20 protein-coding genes and 1 tRNA gene are annotated in these 19450 nt (G+C 50.8%); 4 read left to right on the forward strand and 17 right to left on the reverse strand.

Features of this window, described 5'->3' with window-relative positions:
- Positions 1–23: 23 nt before the first annotated feature.
- From argC to BUA93_RS01695, 6 genes are all read right to left on the reverse strand, one after another.
- A complete protein-coding gene (gene argC, locus BUA93_RS01670; protein WP_072976873.1) occupies positions 24–989 on the reverse strand; it encodes an N-acetyl-gamma-glutamyl-phosphate reductase in 966 nt (321 codons plus the stop codon).
- Between the two features lie 87 nt (positions 990–1076).
- A complete protein-coding gene (locus tag BUA93_RS01675; protein WP_072976874.1) occupies positions 1077–1574 on the reverse strand; it encodes a YchJ family protein in 498 nt (165 codons plus the stop codon).
- A gap of 678 nt (positions 1575–2252) precedes the next feature.
- On the reverse strand, positions 2253–2873 hold the full coding sequence (locus tag BUA93_RS01680; RefSeq protein WP_072976876.1) for a methyltransferase: 621 nt from the start codon (positions 2871–2873) through the stop codon (positions 2253–2255).
- Complete coding sequence (gene rlmN, locus BUA93_RS01685) at positions 2867–3940, reverse strand: dual-specificity RNA methyltransferase RlmN (RefSeq protein ID WP_072976878.1); 1074 nt, start codon at positions 3938–3940, stop codon at positions 2867–2869. Before rlmN ends, BUA93_RS01680 begins: the two co-directional genes overlap by 7 nt.
- Positions 3941–4026: 86 nt before the next feature.
- On the reverse strand, positions 4027–4383 hold the full coding sequence (locus tag BUA93_RS01690; protein WP_072976880.1) for a helix-turn-helix domain-containing protein: 357 nt from the start codon (positions 4381–4383) through the stop codon (positions 4027–4029).
- A gap of 535 nt (positions 4384–4918) precedes the next feature.
- A tRNA-Arg gene (locus BUA93_RS01695) sits at positions 4919–4992 on the reverse strand.
- 105 nt (positions 4993–5097) lie between these two features.
- Between BUA93_RS01695 and BUA93_RS01700 the strand changes: the two genes are divergently transcribed.
- On the forward strand, positions 5098–7404 hold the full coding sequence (locus tag BUA93_RS01700) for a penicillin-binding protein 1A (protein ID WP_072976881.1): 2307 nt from the start codon (positions 5098–5100) through the stop codon (positions 7402–7404).
- Between the two features lie 153 nt (positions 7405–7557).
- Here BUA93_RS01700 and BUA93_RS01705 read toward each other — a convergent pair whose 3' ends face one another.
- On the reverse strand, positions 7558–8103 hold the full coding sequence (locus tag BUA93_RS01705) for a TlpA disulfide reductase family protein (protein ID WP_072976882.1): 546 nt from the start codon (positions 8101–8103) through the stop codon (positions 7558–7560).
- Between the two features lie 164 nt (positions 8104–8267).
- Entirely contained in the window at positions 8268–10094 is a 1827-nt protein-coding gene (locus tag BUA93_RS01710; RefSeq protein WP_072976883.1) for a hypothetical protein, read from the reverse strand.
- 69 nt (positions 10095–10163) lie between these two features.
- On the opposite strand from BUA93_RS01710, the gene BUA93_RS01715 reads away from it, so the two are divergent.
- Both BUA93_RS01715 and BUA93_RS01720 read left to right on the forward strand, forming a co-directional pair.
- Positions 10164–11063 carry a hypothetical protein gene (locus tag BUA93_RS01715; RefSeq protein WP_254793800.1) on the forward strand — a complete coding sequence of 300 codons (900 nt, stop codon included), beginning with the start codon at positions 10164–10166 and terminating at the stop codon, positions 11061–11063.
- A 13-nt stretch (positions 11064–11076) separates the two neighbouring features.
- Complete coding sequence (locus BUA93_RS01720) at positions 11077–11622, forward strand: DJ-1 family glyoxalase III (protein ID WP_072976884.1); 546 nt, start codon at positions 11077–11079, stop codon at positions 11620–11622.
- 115 nt (positions 11623–11737) lie between these two features.
- Here BUA93_RS01720 and sufB read toward each other — a convergent pair whose 3' ends face one another.
- Positions 11738–13153 carry a Fe-S cluster assembly protein SufB gene (gene sufB / locus BUA93_RS01725; protein ID WP_072976885.1) on the reverse strand — a complete coding sequence of 472 codons (1416 nt, stop codon included), beginning with the start codon at positions 13151–13153 and terminating at the stop codon, positions 11738–11740.
- Between the two features lie 175 nt (positions 13154–13328).
- On the opposite strand from sufB, the gene fliB reads away from it, so the two are divergent.
- On the forward strand, positions 13329–14297 hold the full coding sequence (gene fliB / locus BUA93_RS01730; protein WP_072976886.1) for a flagellin lysine-N-methylase: 969 nt from the start codon (positions 13329–13331) through the stop codon (positions 14295–14297).
- A 58-nt stretch (positions 14298–14355) separates the two neighbouring features.
- Here fliB and BUA93_RS16125 read toward each other — a convergent pair whose 3' ends face one another.
- The 8 genes from BUA93_RS16125 to BUA93_RS01765 form a co-directional block, all read right to left on the reverse strand.
- Positions 14356–14523, reverse strand: coding sequence for a hypothetical protein (locus BUA93_RS16125; RefSeq protein WP_175547353.1), 168 nt, complete (start codon positions 14521–14523; stop codon positions 14356–14358).
- Between the two features lie 78 nt (positions 14524–14601).
- A complete protein-coding gene (locus BUA93_RS01735) occupies positions 14602–15222 on the reverse strand; it encodes a formate/nitrite transporter family protein (RefSeq protein ID WP_254793801.1) in 621 nt (206 codons plus the stop codon).
- A gap of 59 nt (positions 15223–15281) precedes the next feature.
- Positions 15282–16388, reverse strand: coding sequence for an iron-containing alcohol dehydrogenase family protein (locus tag BUA93_RS01740; protein WP_072976887.1), 1107 nt, complete (start codon positions 16386–16388; stop codon positions 15282–15284).
- A 66-nt stretch (positions 16389–16454) separates the two neighbouring features.
- Positions 16455–17381, reverse strand: a complete 927-nt coding sequence (locus BUA93_RS01745) for a DUF4421 family protein (protein ID WP_072976888.1) — start codon at positions 17379–17381, stop codon at positions 16455–16457.
- Positions 17382–17491: 110 nt separating this feature from the next.
- Positions 17492–17932, reverse strand: a complete 441-nt coding sequence (locus tag BUA93_RS01750) for a DoxX family protein (protein ID WP_072976889.1) — start codon at positions 17930–17932, stop codon at positions 17492–17494.
- Positions 17933–18006: 74 nt separating this feature from the next.
- Positions 18007–18453, reverse strand: coding sequence for a GNAT family N-acetyltransferase (locus tag BUA93_RS01755; RefSeq protein WP_072976890.1), 447 nt, complete (start codon positions 18451–18453; stop codon positions 18007–18009).
- A gap of 95 nt (positions 18454–18548) precedes the next feature.
- A complete protein-coding gene (locus BUA93_RS01760) occupies positions 18549–18803 on the reverse strand; it encodes a hypothetical protein (RefSeq protein ID WP_072976891.1) in 255 nt (84 codons plus the stop codon).
- A gap of 60 nt (positions 18804–18863) precedes the next feature.
- The gene (locus BUA93_RS01765; protein WP_139257666.1) at positions 18864–19325 is read right to left on the reverse strand and encodes a hypothetical protein; all 462 of its coding nucleotides are present in this window, start codon (positions 19323–19325) and stop codon (positions 18864–18866) included.
- Between the last annotated feature and the right edge of the window lie 125 nt (positions 19326–19450).

Here is a 19450-nt window from a genome sequence, read left to right on the forward strand (position 1 = left end):
GGTTCGTGGTTGGTGGTTAGTGGCTAGGAAAGGCTTACGCCTTCATCGATTCCCAGGGCGATATTCATGTTCTGAATAGCGGCACCGCTTGCGCCCTTGCCGAGGTTGTCGATGATGGTCGTTACCTGCATCACGGTTTCGTTGCCGAATACCTGGATGCGGGCGTTGTTCGTATCGTTGCAGACGGTAGCGTCAAGGCGGCCGTTGAACAGCACGGGGGCTGCTTCGTAGGGCATCACCTTCACAAAACGGGAACCTTCGTAATGCTTGGCGAGGATTTCGGTGAGGCCTTCGGGGCCGACCTTCTTGGTGAGTTCATTTGCAAAGATGGCGACCGTGACCGCCATGCCCTTGTAGTAGGGGCCGAGCACCGGGTTAAAGAACGGCGTATTTTCAAGTTCGCAGTACTTCTTCATTTCGGGGAGGTGCTTGTGTGCGAGCGCAAGCGCGTACGGGGCGGGCGCCATGATGGCCTTCGATTCGCCGGCAGCATGTGCAAGTGCTGCAGCTTCTTCGTATTCGGCAATCAGCTTCTTGCCGCCGCCGGAATAACCGGTGATGCTGTAGGCGGCAAGGTTTGCGCTCTTTGGCAGAATGCCTGCGGCAACCAGCGGATGCACGCCGAGGATAAAGCCCGAGGCGTGGCAGCCGGGGTTCGCGATGCGCTTGGCCTTTGCAATTGCTTCACGCTGGGCGGGGCTGAGTTCCGGCATCCCGTAGGTCCAGTCCGGATTCACGCGGTGAGCGGTAGAAGCGTCAATCACGCGGGTGTTCGGATTTTCGCAGAGGGCGGCACTTTCGACAGCTGCTGCATCGGGCAAGCACAGGAACGTCACGTCGGACTCGTTGATGAGTCGCTTGCGTTCGTTAATGTCTTTGCGGAGTTCGGGAGAAATGCGCAACACTTCGATGTCGGTGCGCTTTGCGAGTCTCTCATAAATCTGCAGGCCAGTGGTACCTGCTTCACCATCTACGAAAACTTTGAACATGGTTAATAGTGGTTAGTGGTTGGTGGTTAGTGGTTAGGACTAACAATAGCGGCGAAGCCGCCCTGTTTACTAACCACTGTCTACTGTTTACTTGCCTGCGCCGCAGCACTTCTTGTACTTCTTGCCGGAGCCGCACGGGCACGGATCGTTACGGCCAACGACCGGACCTTCGTGACGGACTGTTTCCTGCTTCACGGCACGACCGTCGTAGAAGAACCATGCGCCGCCGACCTTATGGAATTCGCCGAGCTCGTGGTGGTTACGGGTGATGTTGCCCTGCTTGAAGCGTGCAATGAATTCGACCCAGCCGATGTTCTTTTCTTCTTCGGTCTTGGTCTGCTTGATTTCGATGCCGAGCCATTCGGATTCCTTGCTCCAGGCGGTCACGCTCGGTTCGTCGAAGTCGCTGCGCTGCGTGGGTTCAAGAGATTCCTTGAGCCAGCCGATTTCCTGCTTTACATAAGCGGTGTAGCGGGAACGCATCAGGGCTTCGGGGCTTGCCGCGAGAGCCTTCTGCTTGATGATCGGTTCACAACATTCGCAGTATTCCTTACCGGAACCGCAGGGGCATAAATCTTTTGCCATAATTCAATCCTTGTGTCTACGTTAGAGCGGCTTGGCCGCCGTTAAAATCTGAGAAAAAAATAGAAAAAATAAGGGGCAAGAAATGCTGCTTATGAATAAAACTTGTTCCTCTTTGAACATAACTGCTGAAGGTTAATGTTGTACCTATAAAAAGGCTTGTGTTTATATGCTTATAGGTATAGGGAAAGATCCATAAGATTGTCGTACCTATAAATGCTGCTGAAATTGAATGTTTATAGGTACGATTTAGGATAAAGTAATTGTTTTGCTTGCGGAACGTACCTATAAAATGCATTAAGGTGTGCTATTTATAGGTATTTTGGTGGAGGAAAAGTCTTTTGGTGGGGCCATTGAAACGAAAAAAGTCGTTTTTGTACCTATAAATCCACCAAATAAAGAGATTTATAGGTACAAAAAGTCAAAATGGGCGTCCTACCACCCCAAAAATGTCAAAATTTTTGAAAAATAGGCGCTAGGTTAAATGGAAAAACAGACTTTCTAACGAAAAAGGCGAGTGCTTATCACTCGTCTTTTTCCTTAAGCTTCACACTAAAGATGGATAACTTAACTAAGGCAATAAATTGCCTGGTTTTGTATAGCTCTAGTCCCAAATGCTTGCCTCGGAAATGAAAACGCAAGAGATTCCGCTTCACTCGGCTTACGCATTTGTCGCCTAAATTATAGGCACTTCTTGAGAAGCCAAATTTCTTCCTTGCCTTCGCGGTTCGGGAGGCTGTTTGTCGGCTTGATGCGTTCGACAACGTCGAATACGCCGCCGAGGCGCGCCATGAGTTCGCCTTCGCTGGTGGCGTGCGGCGGACCCTGCAGGGTCTTGCCGTTCATGAGCGGATAGAGGAAGAGAATCAGCAGGCCGTCATCCTTCATCATCTTGTAGCAGACTTCGAAGAACTCGTCGCGGCGGCCCGGGTGGATTGCTGTAAAGCAGCAGTAATCGTAAACGATGTCAAAAAGCTGGCCGCCACGCTTGTCGTCTTTCGGCGAGAGCGAGAACAGGTCCAGGTCTAAGGAACGCAGGTTCTTGTGCTTGCGGCTCAAGTGGTCAAGTTCGTCGACGGCAGAGGGGGCAAAGTCGACAGCCAGCACGTCGTGACCGCGCAAAGCCCATGCTTCGGCATCGTAGCCAAAGCCTGCGCCGGGAACCAGAACGGAACCCGTAGCGGGACAAGAGGGGTGCTTGAAAAATTCCGTCAGAGCGGGCGTCACCTTCTTGAGATTCCAGTAGTCCTTGCCTTCGGCATAAAGATTGTCCCAGAAATCCGGGAGGTTCTGCGTTAACATGATTTACCTTCCTTTTTGTACGCAAGCTGCCCGCAGGCGGCGAGAATGTCGCGGCCGCGCGGGTTGCGGATCGTGATTTGAATTTCGGCTGCCCTAACCATAGCCAAAAAGTCTTCTACCTGCTCCGGCGTGGGGGCATGCAGCGTGGGGTCGTCGCCGTCGTTTAGCACAATGGCGTTCACCTTGACGCGACGGGGGGCGCAAATGCGAATGAGCTCCTTGGCCGCCTTCGGGGTGCAGGTAATGTCCTGGATCAGGACAAATTCAAACGTTACATAATTATCGGTTCTGCGAATGTATTCGTCAACCGCTTCCAAAAGTTTTTCGATGGGCCAGGTCTTGTTCACTGGCATCACGGACGAACGGTATTCGTTGTTGGTGCTGTTGAGGCTTACCGCAAGGCAACAGGGGGTATTGCGGTCCACCAGTTCCTTGATCTTGGGAACGACTCCGCTCGTGCTCACGGTCATGCGCTTTGCGCCCATGTTGAACAGACTCTGGTTATGCAATGTACAGCAGACGCGGTGAACGTTTTCCAGGTTGTTCAAGGGTTCGCCCATGCCCATGAAGATGATGTTGGTGACCTGGGCTGTCTTGCCTTCTTCGTTTAGGAGGCCAGAATCCTTCAGGTACCAGTTTACGTTGATGATTTCTTCCAGGATTTCGCCTGCTTCCAGGTTCCTGGTAAAGCCCATCTTGGCGGTACGGCAGAAAGCGCAGTTCATGGCGCAGCCGACCTGGGTCGAAACGCATACGGAATAGCGACCGTTTGCGGGAATCATCACTGTTTCGATATGATGGCCGTCGTGGGTCCTGAAAAGCCACTTGACAGTGCCGTCGACCGAGACCATGCGGGTTTCTTCGGTCAGTGCGCGGAGAGAGAACTGATTTGCCAGCTTTTCTCGGAGCGCGGGGGAAATGTTCCCCATTTCATCGTAGCTTTTGACCTGCTGGCAGAAAAGCCATTTCTGAATTTGGCTTGCTCGGAACGGCTTCTCGTCCTGCTCGCGGAGCCAAGCTTTGAGCTCGTCCTCCGTTAGCGTTTTTATGTTCTTCGGCCATTCCATCGGAGGGTAAAGATAGCAAAAAAATATATTTTTGTTAAGGGTGAAAACTCACTAAAAAATGAGGGCCCAGCCTTATAATTTGGCTTTTATTTGCGCTTCCGGTGGCATTTCTTTTTTGCGTTTTTGATGTAGGCTGTTGCGATTTTGTTGGATTCGGATGCGTGAAGTGTGTCACTTGTGGGCTGGAAATTTTCGTTCGCCAGTAGTGGGTAAAGTTTGTCTACTTCAGCGAAAAATTCGGATAGGGGAACATTATAGGCGTTTGCAAGAGCGCAAAGAGTGAATATAGATGGTTGGCGTTTCCCGATTTCTATTTGTGAGATGAATTGCCTGGTGATGTTCGAAATGATGGAAAGCCCGTTTTGGGTGAGCCCTCGTTTGTATCGGCTGGCAAGAAAAACGAGGCGTACGGCTTCTTGCAGAGTGTAGTTGTTGTATTCCATATTCCCGTAAAGATAAAGGTGTTATTCCCCTAGTACTCTCTACCCATACACTCTCGTTACGGGGCAATTTTAGAATATCGTTTGTCGCATGCGTGCAAACAGTAGTTTGCAAAATTTGAAAAATAATCTTAACGAAAAAAATGCGGCTCCGGTTTCTCGCCCGTTTGTATAAAGATGAGATTTGTTATTTGATGGTGTTTTGTATAGAAACAAGAAAGGCGTCTCACTTGCCGTGAAACGCCTTCCTTTCTGCGGGTGCCAGGACTCGAACCTGGAGCGGTATATAGACCGGATGTGCCGAATTCATATAAAAAAGCCAGTTGTGGCACATCCTCTCGCAAATGGGCTTGCCCATTTGCTCACAGAAGCGACCGCTCGTTCGTCGTCTCGGGTGCGAAACCTCCGGTTCCTCACTCGCTCTCGCAACCGCCCCTAGTTAATACTAGGGGCTTTGTTGCTCACAAAGGCTCCAGTTTCTCGCCTGATTTCTGTCAAATAAAAAAGACGACTTGCTTGTCGCAAATCGCCTTTTTTCTGCGGGTGCCAGGACTCGAACCTGGAGCCTTTTGGTTCGTAGCCAAACGCTCTATCCAGTTGGGCTACATCCGCTTGATTGATGGCCCAAATATAGCATATTGCAGACTTTTGTCAAGGGTGGTTGAATAAAAAAATGAAATTTTTTCTATCTTTCGTGAAAAATAACAATATTATATTATGAATAAAGTCAAGTCTATACTGCTTTCGATTCTTAATGTTTTGAAAGGGTGGTTTACCGACCGTAAAGTGGTCAAATGGTTGATCATCTTTGCCGTGCCTGTGATTGCCGCCTTCATTGCGGTGATTGCCGTCTATAACCATTTCTCTCCGGAACTGCCTTCGCTTTCGCAGCTTGAACAGATCAATCCGAAGCTTGTCACGAATATCTACGACATGAACGGAAAGATTGCTCACGAATACTTTGTGGAACGCCGCGAATGGACGAGTTTCGATTCCATTCCCGAAAATGCGATCCACGCCGTGATGGCCACCGAAGACCGTGCCTTCTATAGCCACTGGGGCATGAACGTGTGGGCGATTCCCTCTGCTGTTATGGAAAGTGCCTTGTCGGGCAAGAAGCTCCGCGGCGCATCCACCTTGACCCAGCAGCTGACCAAGCTCCTGTTCCTCACGCCGGAACGTACGATTTCGCGTAAGATCAAGGAAATGATGACGGCTATCCGTATCGAACAGACGTATACGAAAGAAGAAATCCTTGAATTTTATATGAACGAAGTTTACCTCGCTGGCGGTAACTACGGCTTCCAGGCCGCGGGCAAGTTCTACTTTGGTCGTCCGCTCGATAGCCTTACGATTCCGGAACTCGCAGTGCTCGCCGGTATGTTGCAGCGTCCCGAAGCTTACCGCCCCGACCGTCATCCGAAGGCTTCCCTGGAACGCCGCAATACGGTGCTCTATGCCATGCGCGATGCGGGCTACATCAACGATGACGAATATCATGAATATATCAAGACTCCGATTGAATTGGCGAAGAAAGAAGTCTCGGATGAATCCGGCTTGTATTTCTATGAAGAAATCCGCAAGTACATGGAAAAGAAGTACGGAGAAAACTCTCTGTATGCCGACGGCGTTTCGATCAACTCGACGATTGACCCGGACATCCAGGCTTATGCCGACAGCGTTGCCCGTGTGCAGGTCGAAAAGGTTCGCCGCCGTGTGAAGTACCGCGCGACCCGCCGCCTGTACCTGAGCAAGAAGTACAACATGCCCGAAGATAGCGTGGTCGCTCATTTCGATAGCGTATACACTCTCTTTAAGAAGGAATACCTGGCCGACGACTTGAAGCGCCCTGCTGACAAGCGCCGTTTCCCGGACTCTATTCTTTACCATCATCCTGAAGTGGCTGCCATCCTGATCGAAAACGAGACGGGTGCAATCCGTGCCATGGTGGGTGGTTCCGACTTCAACCAGTCCCGCTGGAACCGTGCGGTGCAGTCCCTGCGTCAGCCGGGTTCCTCGTTCAAGCCGATTGTGTATTCAACTGCCATGGACAACGGCGCAAGCCCTTGCGATTCCGTGAACGACCAGCCGGTGAGCATTCCTGATCCCGACGACAAGGACAAGAACAAGGTCTGGCGTCCGGCGAACTTCGAACATGACTTCGAAGGTATGATGACGCTCCGTCGTGCGCTGTACCGCTCCAAGAACTTGCCGGCGATTCTTACCGGTATGAAATACGGCCTTAACAACGTGGTGAACTACGCCCGCAAGTTCGGTATCGTTCGTGCTCCGTTGATGGCTGTCCCGAGCCTTGCTTTGGGTTCCGTGGGTGCTACGCTTATGGAAATGACATCCGCTTATACGGTGTTCCCGAATGGCGGTAACCGCATAGAACCTTACATGATCGAATCGATTGTGGACCGCAACGGCGAAGTCATCGAAAAGAATTCCAAGGTCGAACACGAAGTGCTGCGTCCGGCATCGGCCTACCTGATGGTCGACATGCTGAAGGACGTGAATATTCGCGGTACGGCTGCCCGCGTATGGGCCAATGGCTTTACGCATCCGAGTGGCGGCAAGACCGGTACCACAAACGACTACACCGACTGCTGGTACATCGGCTTTACCAAGCAGTACACGATGGGTGTGTGGGTCGGCTCCGACAGTCCGGGAACTTTAGGTGCTGGCCATACGGGTACCGAAGATGCGCTCCCGGTTTGGATCGCCGTGATGAAGGAACTTCATAAGGACTTGCCGCGCAAGCCGTTCCCGGTTCCGGCCGGTGTCGTGAGCAAGGGCGTATGCAACCATACGGGTAAGCTCGCCGGTGAATTCTGCTCCGAAAAGACTTATTGCCTCTATACGGCAGGCTATGCACCGACCGAAGTCTGCGACGGAAATCATTTCGAAGTCAAGACAAAGTCTGCCGATGACGCAACGCTCTTCAGCAACAAGGGTGCAAGTGAGGCTCCCAAGCCGAGCAGCAGTGGCCCTGCCAAGAAGAATACTCGCAAAATGTTCTAGAGGTCGCGTCCTATGGACGCTTTGAGCTATGAGGTCGGTCGCTGAGGCTCCCTTTGGGGGCCTTGCTTTATATGGTTTTGTGACTAAACGAAAAGTGCCCCGGATAGGGGCACGTCCTCATTCCTCAAAGCCACGTAGTGGCGAGCTCTCTTGCTACTTAAACATCTTATTGAGCGTGGCGCGCATGTGGTTCATGTTCGCTTCGTTCAAGGTCTCGTAACGGTAGAAGGTGCCGTCTTTTTGCACCACGTAGACAACTGGGATATAACCAGTGCCGTAGGCGGGGCCGAACTTGTAGTCGCTATCCTGGAATACGGGAATCGCTACGTGGAACTGGTCGATAAACAGGCGGATGTCGTTTTTCTTGATGCCACCGCCAAGACCGATGGCAATGCCAGTAAGGCCCTTGGGTTCGTATTCCTTGACGAGATCCTGAATTTCAGAAATGTGACGCTGGCAGTGCGGGCACTTGGGACTAAAGTAGTAGATCAGGAGCGGCTTGTTGGCGAAATGGCTGAACAGAATTCCCGGATCGCTGATTCCCGACAGCGGCTTCGAAAAGTCCATTTTCATGGGCTGGCCTGTGGTGGAATCTTGCATCAGTTGAATGTCTGCCATCGGAGGTTCCGGTGCGAACTGTGCAAAAGGGGCTACTGTTGCAAGGGCGATAACACTTAAGAATTTCGAAACAAATCGCATGGTATACCTTCAAATCAAATATGTTTGGATGCGGTGACTTGCCGAACCCAACGGCATTAAAATACGAAAAATTTTCATAACAAGACAGAAAAACAACAAAAAAAATCAATTTTTCAAAAAAAAAGACCGTTTGGAGTAGTCCAACTTGGAATAATCGAATCGCGTTATAAGCTGTATGTCGTGGTGAGCATATAGTGGGGCTCGCCCTTGCGCACTCCGTTCAGCGGGATGCTCACGTCAAGCTTGTTAATGAGGCGGCTGATGGACTTGGTCTGTGCGAAACGGACGCCGAAACCGGCGAGGTAGACGAGGTCTTTGCGGTTGATTTCGTCGAGATCCCAGGCCGTTTCTCCGACACTTCCGAAAACGACGAATACCGGCCTGAGGGTTGCCAGTTCGAAGTCTGAAAAGTAGCGCTGTTCCAGGTTGCCGTAAACGCGAGCTTGTCCTGCGTAGAATCCGGTTGGGAATCCGGCGAATCCGTTGTAGGCGTCGAGAGTAACCTGTTTGCCGTAGCGAGCGTCCTTATAGAAATCGACAAGTCCCGTGAGCGCTGTCGAAAAGTAGTTGTTCGCGTGGAAGATGTATTCGCCGAAAGCCTTTCCGTAGTAGTCGTGACTTTCGCCGTGGTCCAGGTAGAAATTCATTTCGGTCTTGAGTGTCAGGTGGTGCGAGCCTCCACCGAGCATCAGGCTTGTCCAGAAGTCCAGTCGGATATCGTTGTCGCTTGCTCCGATCTGTTCGTAGTTCTTGGAAATTTGAGCCTTGAGGGAGTAGCCCTTTTCGATGTCCTCGGTCCACTTGACATTGTGCAGGTTCTTGATTTTTTCGTAGCGGATGTTCGAGAACATAAGGTAGAGGCCGATACGGGAATCCTTATGGTCGGGGAGCCAGTAGTCGTAGGCGAATGAGGAATCCATGACGTAGGTATTCAGGTCGTCGTCGGTGAAAATGTGGCGGAGAAGCGTGCCTTCGCTTGCGGATTCGTAGCGGTAATCGTAGGTGCCGCCGATATAGAACTTGCGGTAGGTGCCGCCGAAGGAGCGGCTGAGCCTGAAACTGAGCGAGTCGTCGATGAAGTCTTCGACCTGCATCAGCGAAACAGTCTTCTTGCTTGTCCAGCGGTTGTAGCGGGGGAGCGACTGGAGGTACTTATCCCTTGCGATGGAATCGATTTCGCTTTCGCTCTTGAGCTTGTTGAGGGTATCTGCCCGGGCGGCTTTCAGCTGGGCGAGGAATCCCTTGTTCTGCTCGTAGTTGTAGGATATAATTCCCGGTGCGAGCTTTCCGCTGCCGTAGTAGTAGGCGATACGTTTGTTCTTCAGGCCTTCGAGTGTGTAAGCCCATTGGTTCTGGCTGCGGCTGAGGAACGGAACGTACATTTTCCAGTAGGCGAGGTGCCCATCGGTGTTGTAGCTGTATAAAAAGTCAAGGTGGTTGTAACGGAACAAAAAGTGCGGGTCGCCGTATTCCACTTGCCACATATTGCGGAATTCGTCGTGCCCATAGTAGAAACCGAGCTTTTGGCCGAGACCGAGGAAATTGCTTTCCTGGATGCCGATACCCCAGTTCAGGTTGTCGTAGCTCCATTCGTTGCCAGCAAATCCGAAACTCACGGGTACGGCTAGCGTCCAGTTGTCGCTGGTGTTCACGGTTGCGATGTTCTTTCCGTTTTCGTTAGAAATGTTGATGCTCGCGTCCGAAAGAAAATTCTGGCTGCGCAGGAAGCGTTCTGCTTCTTGCACCTGAAGGTTAGTGACGGTTTCGCCCTCGTTGAACAGAAGGAGCTTGCGGACGGTTGATTCGCGCGTCTCGACATGGAACCAGTTCAGAAGGTCGTAGGCCCACTTGTCGTATTTGGTGTGGTACTTGGAATCGTCAAACGCGTCGCCGATGTTGTAACGGATGGAATCAATCTTGAACGCACCGGGGGTGTCCTGTGCCAGGGCGGCAAGGGGGACGAACATTAAGATGAACAAGATAATCGGCATTGCGGGGATAATATAGAAAAAAGCTCCCGCCCAAGAAAAATGTTCGGAATATGTTGCTATTTTACGAGTATGAAAAATTCTTTAGAAATTCGGAATGTCGGGATGGATATGAAGAATAGAAGGGGCTTCAAGGCGCTGAAATTATTTTGTCTGTTTGCTGTGGCGATGCTGGTCGGTTGTGCCGGTGGTCGTGACGGGGGTGACCTGGAGGGCGGTGCCGATGATTCCGGCATGAAGGACGCCCCTTGCGAAGTTTGTGGCAAGCGCGGCGATATCGAACTGAAAATCACCGACGAGAAGTCTTACCGAGAGTGGAACAAGAAGGCTTTTGCCCGCCTGGATTCGTCGGCGGTCATGGGCGTTTTTCCGGCGCTTTCGGTGAAAGCGGAGCGCCCTGCCAAATGCAAGTTCTGCCATAGTTACAGTGCCGATGCGCTTGATTTTGACTTGGCGAGGGTGGAAGATTCCCTGATGGTGAGGGCATTCCCGAAAATGCGTCGTGAACTGATGCTTCCTGGGATGCGTCTTCCGGATGCCGATTCGTCGTTTGTTGATAGTTTGTCCAAGATGCTGCTCGAATCGGTTTTCGCGGATGGAAAGAAACTGGCTGATTTTACGCCGTGGCTAGAACGCGACGGGGTAGAACAGGATATTTCCCGAGGACTTCCCGCTTCGTTCAAGAATTTGCTGAATGCGCTGGCGAGTCGCTATGAGTTGCGCTATCTTTCGATTCCCGTTGCGCTTCAGGTGCGAATGGATACGGACTTGGGAAAGAGTGGCGGCTTTACCTGGAAAATCCTATGGACGCTGTGGGATGCCCGTTACGGGGAACTCGTGTTCCTGGTGTATTCGGAATTTACCGCCGAGACGACGAGTCGCGTGGCGCCTGAAAAGGAGTGGGCGGAACCGTTTGCAGCTCGCCTGTGGAAAATGCTTTCGACAGATTTAAGCAAATTGGAAAATCATTAAAAAGAGGTAAACAATGCAGATTTTATTTTTGTTGGCCGATGGTTTCGAAGAAACCGAGTTTGTGACTCCGTTTGACTATTTGCAGCGGGCGGGTTTTGAGGTCGCTCTCGCAAGCGTTTCTGGCAGGGCCGAAGTGATTGGGTTACGTGGCCTTAAAATCCAGACCGACTTTGCTCTTTCGGGGGCCGATACCGCAAAGTTTGGCGCCGTCCTTTTGCCCGGCGGCGGCATTGGCGTCAAGAATCTGAAGGCCTCTGCCGAAGTGGAAAAGGTCATCTGCGATTTCAACGACAAGGGCAAGTGGATTTTTGCCATTTGCGCGGCTCCGCTGGTGCTTAGCAAGGCGGGAATCCTTGCCGATAAGACTGCGACCTGTTTCCCGGGCTGCGAAAGTGAACTTGTCTGTAAAAAGTTCGTCGAAGACCGCGTGGTCGTAGACGGGAACATCGTCACGAGCCGTGGGGCAGGTACTGCCGAAGAATTTGCGTTTGAATGTATCGCGCAGCTCGGTGGCCGTGAACTTTCGGAAAAAATCCGCAAGCAGGTCGTCGCGCGGTAGATTTCATTCAGCAGGTCGTTCTCGACTGACCCTATAGAGGAAAGGTGGGGATCCTTGAACTGCGTTATGGATCCCGTCGCCACGGCGTGGCTCCAGGATGACTGCTTCTAGGCTGTTAACCTACAGAATGTTCGAGCTTAAGGGTCAGTAACTGACGGGCTTCCGTAGCGAATTCGCCCGGGAGTTCTTTGAACACGTCTTTACAGAAACCGCCCACCATCGCCTGAATGGCATCTTCGCGCTTGATGCCGCGGCTTTCGAAATAGAAAAGCTGGTCTTCGCTGATGCGGCTGGTCGTCGCTTCGTGTTCCGTGGTGGAGCTTGCGTTTGCGACAGTGATGTAGGGGAACGTGTGGGCTGCACTCTTGTCGCCCACCAGCATGCTGTCGCACTGGGTGTAGTTGCGGGCGCCTGTAGCCGACTTGCGGATGCTCACTTCGCCGCGGTAGGCGTTGCTGGAATAGTCTGCGCTGATACCCTTCGAAATGATGGTGCTCTTGGTGTTCTTGCCGATGTGAATCATCTTGGTGCCGGTATCGGCCTGCATGTGCCCGTTGGTGAGGGCCACGCTGTAGAATTCTCCGACGGAGTTGTCTCCCAGCAGCACGCAGCTCGGATACTTCCATGTGATGGCGGAGCCTGTTTCGACCTGCGTCCAGCTGATGCGGCTGTTCTTGCCGGCGCACTTGCCGCGCTTGGTGACAAAGTTGTACACGCCGCCGGCGCCCGTTTCGCGGTCGCCTGCGTACCAGTTCTGCACGGTTGAATATTTAATCGAAGCGTTGTCTTTTGCCACGAGTTCCACGATGGCGCTGTGCAACTGCTTGCTGCTGAATTCCGGCGCCGTGCAACCTTCGAGGTAGCTCACGCTCGCACCTTCATCAGCGATAATCAATGTGCGTTCGAACTGGCCTGCTTCCTTGTTGTTGATGCGGAAGTAGGTGGAAAGGTCCATCGGGCACTTGACTCCAGGCGGAATGTAGACGAAGCTTCCGTCGCCAAAGACTGCGCTGTTCAAAGCCGCAAAATAGTTGTCGCCTGCGGGCACCACGCTTCCCAGGTATTCCTCGATGAGTTCGGGATATTCCTTGATGGCGTCGCTGATGCTGCAGAACAAAATGCCCATTTCCATGAGCTTGCGCTTGTGGCTGGTGTAAATGCTGACCGAGTCAAAGACCGCGTCCACGGCTACGTTCGCCAAACGCTTCTGTTCGTCGAGCGGAATGCCGAGCTTTTCGAAGGTGGCGAGCAACTCCGGGTCCACGTCCTCGATTTTCTCATGACTCTTCTTGGTCTTCGGGGCGGAGTAGTAGACGATGTCCTGCAGGTCCACCGGATTAAAGCTCAGCTCGCCCCAATTGGGCTGCTCCATGGTCTGGAGCTTTTCATAGGCTTTTAGTCGGAAATCGAGCATAAACTGCGGTTCGCCGCGGAGCTTGGAGGCTCTTCGGATGACATCTTCGTTCAGGCCTTTTTCGAAGGCCTCGTTTTCGATATCCGTGACAAATCCGTATTTATAATTTTCGCTCATTTTACACCTTTTTTGCGGGTGCAAAGATAGAAAAAGGCGAACGTCGCGACAACCGAGCTTGCCTTATATAGAGGACGGTTTGGGTAATTGCAATATAAAAGTTATATTGTAGGGTATAAATCCATTCTAGGATGGGACACCCATAATCGGATTATGGGTGTGAGGTGATTGGTCTATGATTCTTCGAAAACCCGATTTCTACGATAAATTCAAGTGTACCGCATCGCTGTGCTCCGATACATGTTGCGTCGGTTGGGAAATAGATATCGACAAGGTTTCGCTGGATGCATACCGCAAGGTAGCAGGTGTTTTTGGAGATAAGCTGCGGGCTAACATCGAGGAGGGGCATTTCAAGTTATTGCCTCATGACCGCTGCCCCTTTTTGGACAAGGAAAACCTTTGCGAAATTTATACGCATCTCGGCGAGGACGCCCTTTGCGATATCTGCACCGAGCATCCGCGATTTGTGGAAGTCTTCGGCGATATTATGGAACGCGGAATCGGTCTCTGCTGCGAAGAAGCGGCGAGGCTTCTTTTTGCGGGGGAAGGTCCGCTTCAGTTTGTGACCTGTGAATGCGACGAACCTGAAGATGAACTGGACGAAGATGATATCGAAGTCCGCGATCAGGTGCTATACATGCGTGACGATTTTTTCAATACGCTTGCCGATAGCGATATGAAGTTTGGGAACAAACTCTACAATGTTTTTGGCTACACCGGAGAGAATCCCTTTGCTCCGTTTGAAAGCGTAGAAGCTTTTGTGGATCAACTCGCAAAAACCATTAGCTATGGCCCTGCTTGGGATGCGGCGCTAGCACGAATTCAGAACCGCATCAAGGCTCCCTCAAGTCCCCAAGAACGTGCGGCGCGCATCGAAGACGAAGGCTATTTTTCTGAAAACGACAGTATCCGACTGCTGGCTTATCTGATTTACCGTCACTACGCCAAAAGCTTATATGACGGTCTCGAACAGGGAAAACTGCAGTTCGCCCTGTTCTTCTGGAACGTGGCCCGATTCTTTACAAAGGAATTGGCGGGAGATGCTCCGGGCGACATCAAGGTCAACGCCGTGAAAATTCTTTCGAAACAGCTTGAATACTGCGAAGAGAATATGGCGATGATTGAAACCGCCTTGGACGAATAAGATTCTCTTTAATTGCAGGGCTGAGTGGAAAAATTTTTCTTACTCCAATTTGGAATATCTACGCTTCGAGGCGTTCGCCAATTACAAGACTGAGGTAGGCGACCGCTGCCGAAATGGCGGCGAGGATGCTTCCCGAACCCAGGAACATTGCTCCGAACACGACGGGGGCGAGCATCAGGAGTGTAGAAAACAGGATTTTGTTGTTTGCTATGCTAAAACGATTCATAATTTACCTCTCTTTTACAGAGGTAAATATAGATTTGAAATGATGTCAAAAACTGACAAAATGTAATAATTTCTGTTATTATTCCCGCGTAGGCACGAATCTCCACGCTAGCGGAATCAGTCCACCGCCAATAGAGTTCCCGATGGTAATGACCACGAGAGATTTTAGCATCAACGCTGAAAAATCTCCGGCGAGCGAGAAGTAGAACATGTCTGCGATGCAGTGCTCGAATCCGCTCAAGATAAAGACCATGACCGGGAGAAAAACGATGACAACTTTTCCGGCCTGGTTTTCAATTCTCTTGTAACCGTCGGCGGCAATGAACATCAGCATGCCACAGAAAATGCCCAGTATGAAGAGGCTTACGATGCTGTCGCCCTCCTTGATGAGGCAGAGTGCGTTTGACTTGGCCTGCAGGGTGTCGCCATAGCGTGTGAGCGCAATCATTCTTGCAAAAAGGAACGTCCCGATAAAGTTGCCGAGCCATACGATTCCGAGGAAACCCCAGTAGCTAGGCTTGTTGTTGACGAAATAGCCGACTTTGCCCGTGAAAAGGTTAAAGCCAAAATTCAGGATGGTAAACAGCCCGAGCCCGAAAAGGAACGAACCTAGAATCTTGTTGTCGCTGGAAAGGTAGGCCGTGCCGCCAAGGCCGATGCAGAGGCCAGAGTAAATAGACAGAATAAGATTTTTAATCACGGGCGGCAAATTTAGAAAATTTATACCCGAGTCTAACTTTTAAATGAAATAATTTTTTCTTATTCTACAATCAGCGACTTGTCGTATATGTAGTCAACTTCTTCGGGCGAGATTCCACCGGGAACGAGGTCCAGCTTGGATCGGTTCACCTTCATGGCTGCGGCGAACTGGTCGCGCATTTCGCGCGAAACCTTGCATTTGCCGATGAGCTTGTCAAGCATCGCGGTGAAATCGGCGGTGCTTTCGAGGCACAGGAGTGCCAAAATGCGCTTGACATCTTCGGGAACTTTCTTTTCGCAGATTTCCACGTAGGCAGCGAGGAAGTAACCGACGGCTGGGCCGTGGGGCACGCCCTGATGCAGCGTGAGGTCGTAGCTCATGCCGTGCGGTACGGCGGTGCTCGTGTGCGCGATGGACATGCCCGCGATAGTCGAGGTGAGCATGAGTTTTTCGTAAAGACATCCATCGACGGGGGAGTCGGAGAGGAGCGCGTCCTTAAATTCGCCCCAGAGCTTGAGGCCGTATTCCGGGCACATGCGGTTGAATGCGTTGGAATAGACGTTCAGGATGCTTTCGACCATGTGGGCGAGGGCGTCGACAGCGGTGTTCACGATTAGCGCTTTCTTGGCGGAGGCGAGGTACTTGCCGTCAACAAGCGCGAGCGCCGGGAAAATCTTGTGCGGGATGCTCTTTTTCAGTTGAATCTTGTGGTTCGTGATGATGGCGACCGGAGTTGCCTCGGAACCTGTTCCGCAGGTTGTCGGTACAGCAACGACAGGTACGTGGCCGAGCGGCTTTTCGGGAGCCTTGTGCAAGTTGTCTGCGTCAACACTCGGGTTTGCAAGGAGCAAAGCGACTGCTTTTGCAGCATCGATGGCGGAACCGCCCCCGATGCCGATGATGTAATCGGCATCGAAATCGCGAGCCAGCTTTGCGGCGTTCCCCACGGTATCGGTTGACGGATTTTCTTCGACCTGGTCAAAAACTTGGTACGGCACGCGGCCCGCATCCAGAACGGCGGTGACATCGTTCAAGGAACCGTTCTTCTTGGCGGAAGTTCTGCCCGTCATGATGAATGCGCGCTTTCCAATTGCAAGCAAGTTTTGCGTGTGGTTCTTCACGCAGTTCTTTTCAACATAGATGTCCGTGGGTACATAGAAACGCATAGAATGGTCCTGAAATTATGAGAGTATGCAAAAAAATAGTAAATCGAGGTTGGAAAATTTTGCCGGCTAGAACCTGCGTACCACAAGGATTTCGAAGGCCGCTACGTATTTTTGTTCCAGGTGCTCGCCAAACGCGATGGCAGAATATCCGCTTTTAAGAACGATGTTCCATGCCCATTTTTCCCCGATGTAGCCAAAAGCGGTCTTTATGTCCGATTCGGGTAAGAGCAGGTTGCCATCGTCAGCGTGCTCGCGACCGTACGCGACGCCTACAACGCCCCAGAGGTTCCAGAAATATCCGTTGCTGAAAACGAAGGTGTAAGTGTACCCGACGTCACCCCAAATGGAGGTGATGTCGCGCTTGTCGTTTTCGTAGCCGAGAACCCCGTCGTTGTCTTCGGCAATGTTTCGCTGCAGGCGCCCGCCGATAATCAAGCTCCCGGCAGATTTCTTTTGACGGCGATCCAAAAAGTAGGCGCTCCTGGGGGCGAAATCTCCTTTCGCGGTTGCCATCCAGAGCAACGAGAAATACATGTCCGCAAACCAGAGGTCTATAAATTCCCGTTCCTTTTCGCCGTCGTGTTCGACTTCCGCGGTAAAGCCGCTGTAAAAGCGGAGCTTTGCCGCAAGCCACCAGTTTCCCGGGAAAAAGTCGAGCCCTGTCTCGAAAGCCTGGGTGTCTGATTTTTCTTTTGAAGTGGTAAAAGGGAGACTGTACTTGAAATCGGCAGACACGTCCCACGAAATTCCGAATGTGGTAAACAGACTGTCGTAACCGAAGCCGATGCCCACATCGACCGGCCGGTTCGAATTGAGCATCGAGTTGTTGTAGGCGGAATTCCAGATAGCCACGAAATTGTAATCGCACAAGAAACGCAGCGAGAACCGTTCACGGAACTTGGAAACCGAGGGCTCGTCGCTGTCTTGTGCTTCGGCAAAGGCTAACCCTGCGAATGCTAGGGAGAACAGGAATATTTTCAGGACACTCTTCATCAGGGACCTTGAAAAGATAATAACATAAAGAGCCCCTATAAAATTTTACAGGTACTTCGCTTCGGGAGTATCCTTTAGGATTTCTTTCACGGAAAGAATATAAAAATTTTCTAATCCTTTTGAGGTTGCTTGCGACAGTGGGCGCACCATGTTTTGATTTGTTGTACGCCGTCGGTAGACCAAAGCGCCCAGGCGATCAGCACCGGCTGGAAGAACAGGCGTATGAGTCGGGCTTGGTCGGTATCGAGCCCGAAAGCGCTGATGCCGTTCACGTACTGGCTGATGTTGCCTGGGAAAATGGCGACGTAGAACAGCGCGAGGAGCACCCCCACCGTTCCCTTGTACTTGTACAAGAATATCATGCCGAGGCCGAGAGCGATCTCGACAACCCCTGAGGCCAATACCACGAAATCCAGGAATCCCGGATTCTGCGGAAACCACGACGGAACCTGCGCCAGGAATTCCTGCCTGGCGATGGTCAAGTGACTGACACCTGCATAGGTCATAAAAATGCCCAGCAGAACCCTCAAAACCATTTTTACGTATTTCATACTTCTAATATAGGATAAGTAGAGCGGAAATGCAAAAAAAAAATTTTGCGAGTAAGGAATGATGAAAGGTAGTTTTAAAAAGAAATCTCAATTTCAAACAGTTGGTTCGCAAGCCCGACCGTTGGTTCAAAATCAGCAATCTTCTTGAACCCGTATTTTTCGTATAGGCCGTGGTGCTCGCTTTTGAGATAAACTTTTTTGTAGCCGAGCCTTTGGGCGTAATCAAGCGCTGCGTCAATTAAGCTTTTGGATAGCCGCTCTCCCCGGAATTTTTCGCTAACGTAAACGAGGTTAATAAAGGGGCTGCAATTGAATTTCGGAGGAATGTTCCCGTTCTCCTCGAGAACGCAAAAGCCGACAGCATCTTCACCGTGTACAGCAACGAAAACTTTTTCCCAGTCTAGGAAATCATTCTTTGACATTCGCTCGGCTAAACGACGCCCCGGCTGCCATGGGCAATCTTTCGCGAAAGCGCGGGTCTTTTCCCACCACGGATCATCTTTGCTAATCGCGATTATCATTGCTTGCCTCGTCTTTTAAAGAATCCCTATAGGACTTAACTAAACATGATAAACCTTTTTTAGAGACAATATACCACTTTTTCAAAGGGATGGTTTTACCTCTGCCCAAAAAGAGCCCCTATAAGACCAAAGCCTTCCACGACTCGTTTCACGCCAGAAGTGAAATTGGAAAAAAGAGTCGACGCCGAAGCCAATCCCGTTAATTTTTGCGAAAGATCTATTTTATTTTTAAGGCTATCTAACACTCCGCCCGTTTTTCCAAGCTCTGAGTTAAGCAGCTTGATATCGTTGGACGTCTTCACAAAGGTATTGTTAGACAATAAATTTATAGATACACTTAAACTGGCCATGCAACAAAAATAATTGCACGACCATAAAAAAAACTTATTTTGGGAACAAATTTTTTTAACTCAGCTTGCAGGAGGCGCAAACAAAACGGGCCACCTAGCATAGCGAGTTTTATGAAGGAACATTGCCCAGAAAGCCCAAGCAAAGCCAGGGCCGCAATTTACCAATGCTATCCAAGATACCCCGTAAAAGAAAGATTCCGGACGATCCCAAAACATCACCGCCAAGAAAAGGCTAAAAAATGCGCAAATGGCTATACCGACCACCCACACACTGGACGCACACTCGCCAATTTTTGTGTCGTAAAGACGCTTACCGTCAATCCAGTCATTGCTCACATAGAATGTGTAAAGATAATACGGAAGCAACGCGAACAAATAGACAATAAAATTGTCAGTCCATACAGGAGCCAAAACACCCGCCAAGAACAGAACGAACGGAATGACAGCGCAAAGCATAAAAATTTTGCGTTTCAAGACGGCCTTTCCAACAACGTCCACATTCATGTCATTTACCGTTTTCATTTTAAGCCTCCCTACATCTATAATATATACAAAAATCATGTCAAAAACAAAAAAATGCGCAGAAATCGACTTTTCATTATTCCAAGTCGTAATAAAAAAGTGGCCAACAGGTCACTTTTTCGGAC

Origin of the sequence: Fibrobacter sp. UWH4 (genome assembly GCF_900142475.1) — a bacterium.
In the GTDB taxonomy this organism is placed as follows: Bacteria; Fibrobacterota; Fibrobacteria; order Fibrobacterales; family Fibrobacteraceae; genus Fibrobacter.